The organism is Paenibacillus sp. FSL H7-0331, assembly GCF_001956045.1.
Genome location: NZ_MRTH01000004.1, coordinates 236,219 through 251,440 on the forward strand (window position 1 = coordinate 236,219; position 15,222 = coordinate 251,440).

Annotated in this window: 13 protein-coding genes; 12 read left to right on the plus strand and 1 reads right to left on the minus strand. The window is 46.7% G+C overall.

All coding sequences use genetic code 11. From position 1 onward, the window contains the following. Positions 1 to 3: 3 nt before the first annotated feature. From BK127_RS07895 to BK127_RS07950, 12 genes are all read left to right on the plus strand, one after another. Positions 4 to 1,623, plus strand: a complete 1,620-nt coding sequence (locus BK127_RS07895) for an ABC transporter substrate-binding protein (RefSeq protein WP_076229472.1) — start codon at positions 4 to 6, stop codon at positions 1,621 to 1,623. Further along, positions 1,624 to 2,571 (plus strand): ABC transporter permease, encoded by a 948-nt coding sequence (locus BK127_RS07900; protein ID WP_076229473.1) that lies wholly within the window; start codon positions 1,624 to 1,626, stop codon positions 2,569 to 2,571. After that, positions 2,559 to 3,380, plus strand: a complete 822-nt coding sequence (locus tag BK127_RS07905; protein WP_083689159.1) for an ABC transporter permease — start codon at positions 2,559 to 2,561, stop codon at positions 3,378 to 3,380. Before BK127_RS07900 ends, BK127_RS07905 begins: the two co-directional genes overlap by 13 nt. A gap of 19 nt (positions 3,381 to 3,399) precedes the next feature. Next, positions 3,400 to 4,182, plus strand: coding sequence for an ABC transporter ATP-binding protein (locus tag BK127_RS07910; protein ID WP_076229474.1), 783 nt, complete (start codon positions 3,400 to 3,402; stop codon positions 4,180 to 4,182). Positions 4,183 to 4,222: 40 nt separating this feature from the next. Beyond that, entirely contained in the window at positions 4,223 to 4,981 is a 759-nt protein-coding gene (locus BK127_RS07915) for an ABC transporter ATP-binding protein (protein WP_076229475.1), read from the plus strand. A gap of 222 nt (positions 4,982 to 5,203) precedes the next feature. Then, the gene (locus tag BK127_RS07920; protein ID WP_076229476.1) at positions 5,204 to 6,958 is read left to right on the plus strand and encodes a sensor histidine kinase; all 1,755 of its coding nucleotides are present in this window, start codon (positions 5,204 to 5,206) and stop codon (positions 6,956 to 6,958) included. After that, on the plus strand, positions 6,951 to 8,375 hold the full coding sequence (locus tag BK127_RS07925) for a helix-turn-helix domain-containing protein (protein ID WP_076229477.1): 1,425 nt from the start codon (positions 6,951 to 6,953) through the stop codon (positions 8,373 to 8,375). Before BK127_RS07920 ends, BK127_RS07925 begins: the two co-directional genes overlap by 8 nt. Positions 8,376 to 8,499: 124 nt before the next feature. Next, positions 8,500 to 10,206 carry a type 2 periplasmic-binding domain-containing protein gene (locus BK127_RS07930; protein ID WP_076229478.1) on the plus strand — a complete coding sequence of 569 codons (1,707 nt, stop codon included), beginning with the start codon at positions 8,500 to 8,502 and terminating at the stop codon, positions 10,204 to 10,206. A gap of 26 nt (positions 10,207 to 10,232) precedes the next feature. Next, a complete protein-coding gene (locus BK127_RS07935) occupies positions 10,233 to 11,540 on the plus strand; it encodes an ABC transporter substrate-binding protein (protein WP_076229479.1) in 1,308 nt (435 codons plus the stop codon). Positions 11,541 to 11,581: 41 nt separating this feature from the next. Next, positions 11,582 to 12,520, plus strand: a complete 939-nt coding sequence (locus BK127_RS07940) for a carbohydrate ABC transporter permease (protein WP_256711221.1) — start codon at positions 11,582 to 11,584, stop codon at positions 12,518 to 12,520. A 2-nt stretch (positions 12,521 to 12,522) separates the two neighbouring features. Then, positions 12,523 to 13,365 carry a carbohydrate ABC transporter permease gene (locus tag BK127_RS07945; protein ID WP_076229480.1) on the plus strand — a complete coding sequence of 281 codons (843 nt, stop codon included), beginning with the start codon at positions 12,523 to 12,525 and terminating at the stop codon, positions 13,363 to 13,365. A gap of 29 nt (positions 13,366 to 13,394) precedes the next feature. After that, positions 13,395 to 14,324 carry a dihydrodipicolinate synthase family protein gene (locus BK127_RS07950; protein ID WP_256711222.1) on the plus strand — a complete coding sequence of 310 codons (930 nt, stop codon included), beginning with the start codon at positions 13,395 to 13,397 and terminating at the stop codon, positions 14,322 to 14,324. Between the two features lie 72 nt (positions 14,325 to 14,396). On the opposite strand, the gene BK127_RS07955 is transcribed toward BK127_RS07950, so the two are convergent. Further along, entirely contained in the window at positions 14,397 to 15,197 is an 801-nt protein-coding gene (locus BK127_RS07955; protein WP_076229482.1) for a helix-turn-helix domain-containing protein, read from the minus strand. Positions 15,198 to 15,222: the final 25 nt, after the last annotated feature.

Consider the following 15,222-nt stretch of genomic DNA (forward strand, 5'->3'; position numbering starts at 1 on the left):
CACATGTATACACGATTTAACATCATGCTATTCACAATTATGGTTTTTATGGCGTTATCAGGCTGCTCGGATAACTCGAATTCCCAGATAGCTGATCCCAAGGCAGCAGGCGCACAAGCTGAAAGCCCCACAACGATCACTATCGCCACTACGCAGGATTCCATGGGAGACAAGCTGGATGCGGCCACCTATAATGGCACCAGACACGCACATGCCTCTGTATATGATGCACTACTGGATTATCAGGGGAAGGGTGAGCTATCGCCAAGTCTTGCGGAATCCTGGGATATAGCTGAGGATGGTTTGACGTACAGCTTTCATTTGAGGAAAAATGTGAAATTTTCGGATGGTAATGAATTGACTTCCGAAGCAGTCAAATTCTCCTTAGAGCGTGCCGTCAAGCAGGAGGCGAATGCGCCATTAGAAATTTCACAGAAACTGGCTAAGATCGAAACACCGGACAAGTACACGGCCATACTCACCTTTAAGGAGACCGCTCCTCAAACCTTGCTGGAGCTGAGCCAAGCGCGTCCCTTCCGGATCATGAGTCTGGATGCTGTTAGTCCACGTGGGTCTGTAGAGGGTGAGTTCAAGAAGGCCATTGGCACAGGTCCATGGCAAGTAGGCAGCTACAAAAAAGGAACCGAAACTGTCTTGGTAGCCAATCCGCATTACTGGAAGGATAAGCCGTCGCCATACTCGCTAGTTCTGAAGGTCATTACAGACCCGCAGGCTCGGGTGCTGGCGCTGCAAAATGGTGAAGTTGATCTGGCTGGTGGTGAGATGGGCAACCTGCCGCTTGAAAACATCCCGTTGTTCGAGAACAACAAGAACTTCAAAATCGAAACCAACAGCAGTACGATGTCTTATTTTCTTGTCATCAATCAAAAAAATGAGTTTCTCGCAGATAAAAACATTCGCCAAGCGATCAATTATGGAACCGATACAAGCAAAATGATGAATGGAAAGGGCGCTGAGGTCAGAGGCTTATTTCAGAAAAATGTCGCCTTTGTCACGGACAGCAATCAGCCCGCATATGGATATAATCCCGTTAAAGCCAAGCAGCTGCTCGAGGCATCAGGTTATATATGGAACGCTGGCAAGAAGCTGTATGAGAAAAATGGCAGACCGATTCAGCTTAAGCTGGTCATTCAAACGACCGAATACCCGGAATGGAAAGAGATGGCCGAAATTTTTCAGGACAATATGAAACAAATCGGCATACAGGTAGATATTCTCAACCAGGAGAGAGCTGCTTACTATAACACGCTCTGGAAAACCAAAGAATACGATCTGATGATTTATCGAACTTATACGGATGCCCAATTACCTTATCGATTCCTGTCATCGCTATTTTATAAAACAGACAAGGTGCCAGCCGTTGCTTATCAGGATGATCTCTTAAACGGTTATCTGGACAGCATAGCCAAAACCCATGTGAAAGCGAAGCAGCAGCCTGTGTTTGATCAAATCTTTGCCCGTATTCACGAAGAAGCGATGACCGTCCCGCTATTTTACATGAAGCAAACCTTTATACATAGCAGCAAAATCACCGGTTTCTCCTTTGGTACGATTGAAGATGATCCTGTCCAATGGCATAAGCTGCAAATTGAGGGAAAATAAATGACCTGCTATCTGTTGAATCGGTTCGTTGTGCTGATTCTCACCCTGCTTTTGTTTACCCTGTTTGTATTTACGCTCATGCATATGGCTCCAGGAGATCCGGCCGCACTGTTCCTGCAGGACCTTGGGGCTGCCCCTGATAGGGCATTAATCGCAGCCTTACAGCAAAAGTGGGGGCTGGATCAATCCTTTGCCGTTCAATATTTCAGGTGGCTGTATGAGCTTGTACAGGGCAACCTTGGCAATTCCTATATATCAAGTATCCCGGTTACAGAGGAGATCGTTACGCGTCTTGCACCGACAATTCGTCTAATGCTCAGCTCCTTCGTTGTTACCCTGTTCATTTCGGTTCCGCTTGGCATTCATATCGGACTCCGCGAACAGTCGCTGCTGGATCGGGTAACTTACGCAGGCACTGTTCTGGGATTGTCGATTCCGTTGTACTGGCTGGCCATTCTGCTGATGTTTGGCTTTGGTGTCATGTGGAAGCTGTTTCCCATTGTGGGCAGCGGGTCGTTACGCCATTATGTGCTTCCTGTGACGGCAATCAGCATTATCGAAAGCGTCTATTTTATCCGCATGATTCGGTCCTTGACGCTGGAATATAAACGGGCCTTTTATATGGAAGCTGCTGCTGCCCGTGGCTTGAAAAGGCGGATTTTGTATCCATCCTATTTATTTCGCTCGATGCTGGTGCCGATTATTACGATAATAGGGAGCAGCTTTCCCAGTTTTTTTGGTGCGGCGATCATCATAGAAAATATGTTCAGCTTTCCGGGAATCGGCACCTATATGCTGGATATGATATACCGCCGGGATTTCCCGGCCATTCAAGGCTGTACCCTGCTGCTGGCGACTGCCATCTTTATTTTGAATTTTTTTACCGACCTTTGCTATTATTGGGCTGACCCGCGAATTCAATTAGAAAAGCAGAGGTGGGAAAACTGAGCTTATTTATCACGCATCATAAAATAGGTTCAGCAGCTATCCTATTTATCTTTCTGTTAATAGCCGTTGGCATATGGGCACCGTGGCTGTACCCGTATGATCCCTATGCAACTAATTATAGCGCTAAGCTGCAAGCACCGAGCCTTGAGCACTTGTTTGGAACCGATTATTTGGGACGGGATATATACAGCCGATTGCTTGCGGGTATTAGTCAATCTGTGTTTCCGGTGTTTGTCATATTAGGCATCGTTATCGTGATTAGCTTATTGATGGGGACGCTAAGCGGCTATTTCGGAAACCGGCTGGATATGCTGTTGATGAGTATTACGGACATTTTTGTCGCTTTACCGAATCTGCTGCTCACGATTGTAATTGTCGGCTTTTTGGGTTTTGGCATCGAGAACGTATATTTGGCTATTATTTTGTCCTGGTGGGCGAAATATGTACGGCTGATCCGCGGTTTGGTTCACGATGTGAAAAAAGAAGCCTACATCCTGTCCAGCCGGGTAAGCGGCTCCTTTGGTCTTGTGACCATCATCGTCCATGTCCTGCCCAATATCGGTCCGCAAGTGCTGACGATGTTAATTCTGGATGTAAGCCGGGTCATTCTGACCTTATCCGGTCTGTCCTTTCTTGGTATCGGGGCTCAGCCTCCTTCACCCGAGTGGGGAGCAATGCTGCTGGATGGGAAAAATTATTTGCAAATTGCACCCTGGATGGGATTTTTCCCAGGCTTCGTTATTTTTCTGACAGCCTGTGCCTTCCAACTATGCGGTGAAATGCTGCGCAGGCGGTTTAAACTGAAGTAAACGTCAAAGGAGGCTGCAGGTGGCGGTTATAGCTGAAGTGAAAAAGCTGTCGATTACAAGTCAGGATCATCAAACGCTGGTGTCGGACATTAGCTTTTCTTTACATACAGGCAAGACGTTTTGTCTGATTGGCGAAAGCGGCAGCGGGAAAACATTAACGCTCAAAGCGATGTTGGGCATGCTCCCGAATCAACTTCATCTCACAGGAGAGCTATTATTTAAAGGTACGAATACCGTTCCCTTTACCCGCAGGGAGTGGCAGCGGATTCGAGGCAAGCATATCGGGATTATCTTTCAACATCCGGAACAAGCACTACATCCCGCTATTCCTATCGGCAGGCAGCTGGTTGATCTGCTGAGAAGCCATATTTCGATTACAAAGCTTGAGGCCGAACGACAAGCCTGCCGGATGCTGGACAAGGTTGGTTTAAAGCCAGCGGATGTACTGATGAAGCGTTATCCTCATCAATTAAGCGGAGGCATGAATCAACGGGTGATGATTGCGATGGCCCTGCTGCTTGGACCGGAGCTGTTGATCGCTGATGAACCGACAAGTGCTCTTGATGTGACCACACAAGCGGACATTCTCACTCTGCTGCGAGGGTTGGCTGCCGAGAGTGAGATGAGCCTGCTTCTCGTTACGCATGATCTGCTAGTCGCCAACTATATCGCAGATACCATTGCGGTGATGGTTCAAGGGACTATTATCGAACAAGGAAACGCACAGGATGTAATGAAGCACCCCCAGCAAGCGTACACCCGAACCCTGTGGGAATACCGTTCGAAATTCTTGATAACCTAAGGCTGTATAAGAGGAACCAAAGGAGAAGGTCTTATAAGTCATGCTAGACATCCAGCATATAAGCAAGCGGATCGCGTTTAAGTCGATTCTTGAAGATATTCATTTCACCTTGCAAACAGGTCGTTCTCTGGCGGTTGTCGGCGAGAGCGGGAGCGGAAAGTCCACACTGGCCCGAATCATTATGGGATTGGAGCGTCCGACATCCGGCCGGATTCTTTTCAATGGGGTGCCAGCACCGGAGAGAAAGACAGCTGAATTTAAGAGCTGGTATCAGCAAATCCAGTTTGTATTCCAAAACACAGCGGCCTCACTTGACCCACGGATGACCATTTTCCAAAGCATAGAGGAGCCTTTGTGCCATTTGACCAAGCTCAGGAAAAACGATAGAAAGGTGCTTGTGCACGAATACGCAGCCAAGGTCGGGCTACCGCAACCTTTGTTAAGCTCGGTTCCGAGTCATTTAAGCGGTGGACAATATCAACGGGCTTGTATCGCCAAAGCATTAATCGTGAGGCCAAAGCTGCTCGTGTGTGATGAAATCGTATCCAATCTGGATGTGATTCATCAGCATACCATCATCGAATTATTGCAGTCCTTGCAAGCGGAGCAGCGATTATCACTTCTATTTATTACCCATGATCTTTCTCTGGTTCCAAGCTTGTGTGAGGATGTGTTGGTCATGAAGGATGGGCGGATGGTGGAGCTTATACAATCAGCTTTGCTGAATTCCAGCCAACATCCGTATACAGCATCGCTTCTGGGTGCGCTTAAGCTGCTCGGCCAGCATTGGCACCATTGATATATGGATTATTGTAGATCATAGCATCGGTTACCCGATTCACCAATTGTAGACAGCTGTCATAACGGATTCTTATCCGATGATAGCTGTTTTTTGTTTATGTACACGGGTTTCAGGATGAAATGGTTTTATCGTTGACATTTAAAAAAACTACCACTACGATAACCATTATAGAAAGGGAACCTTTGTCCAATAAGATTAAAGATGATAGGAGGGAAGGATATGATGATAAAGGCAGGACATGTACTGGCACGTTTAACCTCAAAATCACTCAAACGAAGCCTGGTCATTTATTTACTTATAGCCTGCCTGATGCCTATGCTGCTGCTGACGGTTATTACTTATGGAAGTATTTATTCGATTCTTGAAAATAAAATCAAAAATGGGATTTATTCCACCCTCAAGCAGGAACGAATCGGTCTCGAGAATGTCCTGAATAATCTGGATTTTGCCTCCAAGCAGCTTGCAATAGATGGAAAAATAGTAAATGATGTACAACTGTATTCTACTCAAGGCGATTTTTATGACAAAGCAAACATGGGGGCAAGCATTAAAGACAAGATCAATATGATCAGCTATACGAATCTGAATCTGGGAATGATGTTCTATTATGATCCTCGTTCCGATCAGCCGTACAAATTTGAGAATTTACAGGTGGATTCGAGCCGATCCATCACAACGCTGCCGCATTTTACCGAATACCAGGGTGCCGTATATTACGGTCCGCACAAAACGATGTACAAGAGCAGCGATAATATTGTTTTTTCCTCGCTCCGCAGGCTGGAAACGAAGGAGAACCTCGAATTATATGTGTATCTGGAAACTAATTATAATTTATTTCGCAAAATTTTAAATAATGAAACTTATGGTATCGAGGTTTCCCACCTTTTGATCAATGCACGGGGGGAGGTTACCTACATGGAAAATGAAAAAGGGTTCACGGAAGCAGACAGTGTGCCTATTCTACAGGCGATAGATAACGAGAGCGAATACAAAGGCTATATTTTGTTTCATACGATGAGTGAGCAGGGCTGGCAGCTCGTTATTGCCGTCAAGAAAACGGCCTTCAATAATGAGATTTATGCGTGGCTGACCAAGATTGCGCTGCTTGTCGTAGCGACGACCCTGTTTGCGCTGCTGCTTGCGCTCATTATTTGGAGAACGGTATACAAGCCGATGAAAAAGCTGAATAAGGAAATTATTTATATGGCAGAGAACCGCAATGCTCCCGTCCAATTTACCAGAGTTGAGGAATTCGACCACCTCTTAATTAATTTTCAGGAAATGAAGCAGAAGATCAATGTGCTGATCGCCGAAATTGAGGAGAGTGGCAGGGAAAAAAGCCGCCTGGAGGTCGAGAAGCTGTTAACCCAGATCAACCCGCATTTTTTGCATAATACACTGAACACGGTCCAATGGCTGGCCAGAATGAATGGTCAAAAAGAGATTGATCGATTGGTCACGCTCTTGGTCAAGGTGCTGCATTACAATCTCGGTAAGCAAAGTATGATTGTCACGGTGCAGGAGGAGGTCGATGCGTTGAACAACTATATAGAGCTGCAGCGTATTCGTTATGATTATGAATTTGATTTGCGGCTGCAGGTGGATTCAGATGTCAATCATGTAGCCATGCCAAGGTTCCTGCTCCAGCCGTTGGTGGAAAATGCAATCTATCATGGCAATGGTGAAAGAAATAATTATATTGAAGTTTCGATTCATAAGAATGATACGGACGGGCTCATATTGAAAGTAACAGATAACGGTCAGGGCATGGACGATGCGACGCTCAGCAAGCTGCTGGCTGAAAGCAATGAAAATTTAAAAAGAGGTTTGGGGATCGGTTTGCAGTATGTGAGCCGTCTCATTAAACGATATTACGGCGATGCGAGCAGGATGTCGATCGACAGTGTAGTCGATAAAGGCACGGTTATCCGGATCGACATTCCGATTAAGTCTAAGGAGGATTTTGATGATTAAAGCGATAGTCGTAGATGATGAGAGACTGGTGCGCAAAGGCTTTATTTCGATGCTGGATTGGTCATCCCGCGGGATTGACATTATAGGGGAAGCGGCGGACGGCAAGACGGCTTTGGACATGCTGAAAACTCAGGATATCGATTTGCTGATTACCGATATTACGATGCCAGGCATGTCGGGCTTCGAGCTGATTCAGCAGGTGAATCTGCTGCCCCGCCGAATATGGACGGTCGTCCTTACGTGCCACCACGAATTTAATTTCATTCAGGATGCGCTGCGGCTTGGAGCTATCGATTATTTGGTCAAAACGTTGCTGGACATGGAAAATTTGGAGCAAACCATCGACCGGATCGTAGAGCGTATTCATACCGAGGAGAAATACCATCTGGATCGGCAGGCAGAGGTTCATCCCCAAATTTATACTGAGCATGCCGCCATTGTATTTTGCTCATTGGATGAGGTACCCCCTGGTTCCGAGCTGCTTCAGCAGCCCTTTATCCGTAAGAACCGGATTATCGAGATTGCACCGGATTTGTGGTCGCTGCCACTTCGCCAGTCGTATTCCTATGATGAGTTAGTGAAAACGGTGGAAGGCATGGCGCTGCGTCGATGGCAGGGGATGTACATAACAGGCCTGGAAGGACGATCGATTGAGAACGTGTCCGGATTACTCGCGCAGGCATTGCATAACAGAGTCTTCTATACGGTAAGACCCGGAACCGGCTTGATGCGAACAACCTTGGCCGATCTGGAGCGGCGGTATGGAAGTAATCGGACTCATGCTGTAGCGTCCTGCTTAACGAACTGGGTGCATCTGAGATGGGCTTTGAATAAATCCGAATGGGAGCGGTTGCTGGAGGAAACTGAAGCTGTCCACCCTGACTTCTATCAGCTGCGTCTGTCCATGCAGCGGTTATTAACCGATTGGGAACCGCTTTTTCACTGGCACAAGAACGCTCCACAGCTCATCGCGGCGATAAAGAAAAATCAGTACTGGTATGAGTGGAGAAGCTGGACGGCAGAGCTGTCTGCTTATGCACAGCTGAAAACCTACGAGCTGTCTGTAACGGCGGAAGTGATGACAAGCCTGATCCGTTCTATTCAATTGATGCGCGATAATCTGGGAAGCGATCTGACTCAGGAGGCAGTTGCCAAGGAAGTGAATATGAGCCGCAGCTATTTCAGTCAATGCTTCAAGAAGCTGGTAGGAGAATCGTTTGGCGATTATTTACGAGCCCTGCGGGTAGACCAGGCCAAAAGGCTGCTGGAATCCAGTGACAAGGCCGTTTACGAAATCGCAGCAGCTGTTGGCTTTAGCGACGATAAATATTTTAGCCGGGTGTTTCGTGACAAAACAGGTCTGCTGCCAACCGAGTATCGAATGGCCCGAAAGGGAAAATGGTTCGATGAGGGTTGAATTTCGTTCACAAAGTGTGGACGAGAAATCCATGTTATGATACCGCTTTCTATCCCGCTGCTGGGGTTGGATCTAGTATGATGATAAAGCAAGCAAGGATCAGCACAGTAGATAGGGGACCTATATGAAAGTGAAGCCGTTTTCCTTAATATTGGCGACGATGCTGGCTTTGTCGGCATGCAGCCCCGATCATACACCAAGCCGTGCGGAACTGAGCGACAAGGTAAGCCAAGACGGTGAAATGAAAGGAGAAGACCTGGCCTTTGGCAAATACAAGGTACCCATCACGCTGAGGATCGGTTTTTCGATTCCTAATGAAGCTGGAAGGCTGGCTCAGGGCGATAACTATGATGACAATCCCTGGTCCCGTTACTTCCAGAGCAAGACTGGTATACAGGTTGTGCACAGCTGGCAGGTCAGGAATGAAGGCGATGCTTACAGGTACAAGCTGGACGTATCGATTGCCGAGAACGATCTGCCGGATGCGATGGTCGTGGATCGTCAACAGCTGCGTGCTCTGGTTGATCGCGATATGCTGGCTGATATGACGGAGGTGTTTCCCAAATACGCATCACCGCTTGTAAAAGCAATGTATGATTCATCCCAAGGACTTGCGACAAGAGATGCTACATTCGGTGGAAGGCTAATGGCTCTACCCAACATTGCGGTTGAAGCGGATAGCCCGTCACTCGTCTGGGTACGTCAGGATTGGCTGGATAAGCTGAAGCTGCCCGCTCCCACAACGTTAAACGATATTGCCGCCATCGCGAAGGCTTTTATAGAACAAGACCCGGATGGCAATGGCAAATCGGATACGGTAGGGATTCCGGTAGATAAAGTGATCGTATGGGGTGCAAGACCGAATATGAATGGCTTGGATTCCGTATTTGGCGCCTACCGATCATTTCCAAAAAACTGGTTAAAGGATCGTAAAGGGAACATCTATTACGGCTCGGTCGCCCCGGAAACGAAGCAGGCACTAGGAATGCTGGCAGGGTGGTATAAGGCCGGCATTATCGATCCTGAATTTGTACTGCGTCAGGACCCTAACGAACCGATTGCCGATAATAAGGCCGGTATTTTCTTTGGCCCCTGGTATGCGCCGAGCGGCCCTCTACGGGAATCCGTGAAAAAGGATATGGCAGCAGAATGGAAAGCTTTTGCCGCTCCGCTTGATAATAGTGGAAAATTCGTCACCCATATGGCTCCGATTACGGACCGTTATCTTGTGGTCAGGAAGGGGTATCCGAATCCGGAAGCTGTCGTACGCTTACTGAATCAATTCACGCAGTACGAGCGGGTAGACAGCTATATAGCCAATTATGGCAGTGATATGGATCCTGCTCTGCAAGCCTTGAAAACCTACAAGGAAGCTAACCATGTACAGCCCAGGCATTATTATCCCTTTGATTTGCTGCTGGATTATACCGATTCCGTGCAGCGTTCCTACAAGGCTGTGCTGGAGGTTATGGAGGGCAGGAATCAGTTGGATAAGCTTGCGCCTCAATATCAGAGCAGCTACAAAAACATGATCATTGACCGTGAGCACCCCAAGAAAAACCTGGATGCTTGGGTCAGCGCCCATGCGAGAGCATACGGTGCCAAGGCTATCGTGGACACGCCGATGGATAAAGTGTACAGCGAATTTTACGGCTTGACGACAACGATGGAAACCAAGTGGGCAGCGCTCGAAAAGCTGGAGAAGGAAACCTTTCTCCGAATTATAATCGGCAGTGCGCCACTAGATAGCTTCGATAGCTTCGTCCAGCAGTGGAACCAACTGGGCGGTGAGACGATTACGAAGGAAATACAAAAGTCCGTAGATCGATAATAACGATATGACAAGGGGGATTAGCTGTGAAGAAAGGGAAAAAGCTTGTATTTGGATTGTTGTCCATTGTGTTGGTTGCGTTATCCGCCTGCTCGAATCCACAGACGGAGGGTCAAGGTACTGCCCCTGTCAAGGATAATAAAAATGAAAAGGTGGAGCTGCGCGCAACGTGGTCAGGAACAGCAGGACGCCACGAGCGCACATTGAAAGTCATTGAGCTGTTCGAGAAAAAATATCCGAACATTAAAATTAACGCGGAATACTCAGGCACTGACGGGTTTTCCGACAAGCTGAATACCCAGATTGCCGGAGGGAACGCTCCTGATTTAATTAATGTCGGGGGCATTACCGATTTGGTGGCCCGTGGCGCAGCCTTGGATATTACACCCTATGTGACCAACAAAGAAATCAATCTCGATAAATTCGATCCTGCTTTATTGGAGCCGGGCAAAGACAATGGAAAGTTCTATGGCATCAGTTTGGGTACAAATGGAATCGGATTGTTTTACAATGCGGATCTGATTAAGAAAGCAGGTATGGAGCCTCCTAAGGATACATTGTCATGGGAAGAGTATGAAGCTTATGGGAAGGAAGTAGTTAAAGCACTGGGACCCGGCTATTATGCATTTGCCGATCAATCGAGATATTCGCTTTATATGAATTATTTCCTGCGCCAAACCGGCAAAACCATTTACAAGGACGGCAAGGCAGGCTTCGATAAAGCGGATGTGGTCAGATGGTACACGATGTGGGACCGGATGCGCAGTGAAGGATTGCTTCCAACGCCGGAAGAATCGGCGACTTTTACCGATCTGTCCGTAGACACCTCCATATTCCCGAAAGGCAAAACCGTATTTCTGATGAGCTGGCTGAATCAATTAACGGCATTTCAAAATGGGATGAAGGATGAGCTGCAGATTACAACACTGCCGTCCGGAGGACCAGGAGCCAAAAATGGATTGTGGGTTCACCCCAGCCAATTCTGGACGATTAATAAAACATCCAAGCATCCGAAGGAAGCCGCCATGTTCATTAATTTCTTCATTAATGATGAGGAAGCAACCAAGGTTCTGGGCAGTGAACGTGGTATTCCCAACTCATCGGCCGTTCGTGACATGATGAAGCAGACACTGAATCCGACAGAGAAAAAATTCTACGCGTATTTTGAAAATTATATCTCCAAAGCTGGACCTAAGGATCAGGATCTCCCTAACGGTACCGAGTTTGGCAATGCCGTTGTCAGCTCCTCGCAAAAGGTTTACTTCAAAAAAGCGACCATTGATCAGGCTGCGCAGGAAGTTGTAGATGCCTTTGAAAAATCGGTCAAGAAATAAGCGATAGCGTGATGATCAAAACTGTATGAGGAGGAACCGTGTTGAATTCGATTGTTGCTACGAATAAGGGGCGAGGGCACAAACTGCGGAGGCTTTGGAAGGAAAATAGTGCTGCTTACCTTTTTCTCCTGCCATGGTTGATTGGAATCTTCCTGCTTACGCTCGGGCCGATGCTCAGCTCGCTGTATTTATCCTTTACCAAATATGACATGCTGAAGCCCTCGGAATGGATCGGAATGGACAATTACAGGACTATGTTCACGAATGATGTCCATTATATGAATGCTTTAAAGGTAACGTTCACCTTTGTATTTACATCGGTACCACTCAAGCTTGCTTTTGCGCTGGCGATTGCCATGCTGCTCAATATGGGTCTAAGAGGACTCGGGATATACCGTACGCTTTATTATATCCCGACCCTGCTTGGGGGGAGCGTAGCAATCTCCGTGCTGTGGCGCAAGATGTTCAGTGCAGACGGTGCCGTCAACCAGGTTATGCTCAGTCTGTTCGGTTATCAGGGGCCGGATTGGGTAGCTAATCCCAAATATGCACTGTATTCGGTTTCGATGCTGGCTGCCTGGCAGTTTGGCTCTTCAATGATTATTTTTCTGGCCGGGCTGAAGCAAATTCCTTATGAGTATTACGAGGCATCCAAAGTGGATGGAGCAGGGAAAATTCGCCAGTTCTTCAATATTACGATCCCGCTGCTTACACCAGTGCTGCTGTTTAATATTGTGATCCAGATCATCGGAGCATTTCAATCATTTACGCAGGCGTTCATCATTAGCGGAGGCACGGGCGGACCGATCGATTCGACGTTATTTTATACCCTGTATTTGTATATGAAAGGTTTTACTTCTTTTCAAATGGGATATGCTTCTGCAATGGCGTGGGTGCTGCTGGTTATCATTTCGATCTTCACCGCACTGATTTTCCTCTCATCCAAATACTGGGTAAATTACGGGGATGGAGGTAATTGACAATGACTGATCGTCTCGGAAATCGGGCTTGGCTGCTTCATTTTGCGATTGTTTCGCTCGGTGTCATCATGCTGTATCCGATCGCCTGGCTGATTGCCAGCTCATTTAAGCCCAGTAATCTGATTTTCTCTGATCCGGGTCTGTGGCCAACCGAGTTTACATTAACCAATTACACGACCGGTTGGGCGGGATTTGCCAAAAACAAATTCAGCACCTTTTTTATTAACTCCTTTATCGTATGTGCCTTGTGTGTAATCGGCAATCTGGTGTCAACATCCCTGACGGCGTTTGCTTTTGGCAGAATGGGCTTCATCCTGAAAAAGTTTTGGTTCGGTCTGATGTTGATGACGATTATGCTGCCGCACCATGTGACGATCATTCCACAGTATGTGCTGTTCCGCAATCTGGATTGGATCGATACGTATTTCCCGTTGTTTGTTCCCAAGTGGCTCGGAACCGAAGCGTTTTTCATCTTTTTGATGATCCAGTTCATACGTGGACTTCCCAAGGAGCTGGATGAATCGGCAAGAATCGATGGCTGTGGGCCGTTCCAGATTTATTGGCGCATTATTATGCCGCTATGCACGCCAGCGCTGATTACGACCGCCCTGTTCACCTTTGTCTGGACATGGGACGACTTTTTTACGCAGCTGCTATATCTGAACTCGGCCAAGCTGTTCACGGTTCCACTCGGTTTAAGACTGTTCATGGATTCATCAGGAGAATCGGCTTGGGGACCACTGTTTGCGATGTCGGTGCTTGCACTTGTGCCCAGCCTGATTATTTTCTTCTCGCTGCAAAAATATTTTGTGGAGGGTATTTCAACAACAGGAATTAAAGGTTAATTAAAATTGAGATGAGAGGCGGAGTTAAAGTGAGTGTAAAAGCGAAGGAAGTACCTAATGGCGTTTGGCCGGTAATGCTAACCCCGTATACGAAAGACAATGAGGTTGATTATATCGCACTTGAGCAATTAATAGATTGGTATATCAAAAATGGCGTCCATGGATTGTTTGCGGTATGCCAATCCAGTGACATGGTTCAGCTTTCATTGGCAGAGCGGGTAGAGGTTGCACGTTTTGTCAAAGAGAAGGCGGCTGGAAGAGTGCCTGTTGTGGCATCAGGGCATGTATCCGAATCGTTCCAGCAGCAGCTGGAGGAAATTAAACAAATATCGGCAACCGGTGTGGACGCTTTTGTGCTGGTAACGAACCGCCTCGCTCAAGAGCATGAGGACGACGAAGTATGGAAGGCCAATGCCGAGAAGATATTGGCGCAATTCCCAGATGTGGATTTTGGTTTATATGAATGTCCTAATCCCTACCATAGACTGATGTCTCCGGAATTAATGAAATGGTGCGGTGAAACGGGCCGATTCGGCTTCATGAAGGAATGCAGCAACAATATTGAACAAATCAAAGCGAAGATTAAAGCCGTAGAGGGCACGCCTCTTAAAGTGTTTGTCGCCAATAATCCGCATGTGCTTGAAACGATGCAAGCAGGTGGTGCAGGATACAGCGGTATGCTGGCGACGTTCCAGCCTAATCTGTATTCATGGCTGACAGATCATTGGGACAAGGAGCCTGAGAAGGCCGAATTGATCCAAAACTATCTGGGTGCCTCGTGCTTGTTTGAGGGCAGACATTATCATATTGCAACCCGCTATTATTTACAGCTGGAGGGACTTGATATTACCTTGAAGGCTCGTACGAAAAAAGCTTCAGATTTTAAAGTCACGCATGAGCGCGAAGTGGAGCAGTATCGAAAGTTCAATCAATATGTGACACAAACGATTTTAAATTAGTTGAATCTATACCAGCACAAGCTGATGCATCGTTCATGGCATCGGCTCTTTTTTCGATTGAAACGCCTCTAGCTATTTGGTCCAGTTTTTATGCTTGCGATATTCGGTTGGCGTCATTTTTATTTTTTGCTTGAAAAAATGGGAAAAGTGGGAGGTGTCATAAAAGCCGAGCAGCTCAGAAATATTCTCGATCGTATAGTAGGAAGCACTCAGATAAGAGCAAGCCTTATTAATTCTAAGCTGATTATAGAGATCGATCACGCCGCAGCCAAATTCCTTCCGCACAAGCCGCTCCAAATGGGATTGGCTAATCGCAAGCTCCTTGGACACATCGCTCAGTGTGATTTTCTGGTTCAAATTTTTATTCAGAAACGTTAACAAATGATTTTTGAAATTAACTTCGTTGCCATTCATGATCATTTCCACGCAGGAAACAATAAGGCCGTCCAAAATATTCGCTATTTTGATTTTCGAGAGCTTGGTGAACCCTCTGGATTCCTTCTCAAGTACAGGCAGAAGATCGAGATTATGCGAGTAATCGATAATGATAAAATCCGGAATGTAGGCATCCAGCAGGCCAATCATACCCTTGGTATCCTTGGGTGTTTGCAAATTGATACCGAACTGACAATAACCGGTGGTCGATCTTAATGAATGCGGCTGCAGCGGAGGTGTAATACAAATCTTTCCACGTGTTAAGGTATATTCCTCTCCACCTATCGTAAACAATAAAGTCCCATCAATTACCCAAATAAACTGGTAGTAGGTGTGATGGTGTTCGGGCATAAACCAATTCTGGGCACGGTTGTAAAAATTCACCTCCTGATAAGGCTCCGCAACGTTATACACCATAAAGCTCTCATTATTTTCCATATATCTGAGCAGCCTCCCCCGAAAA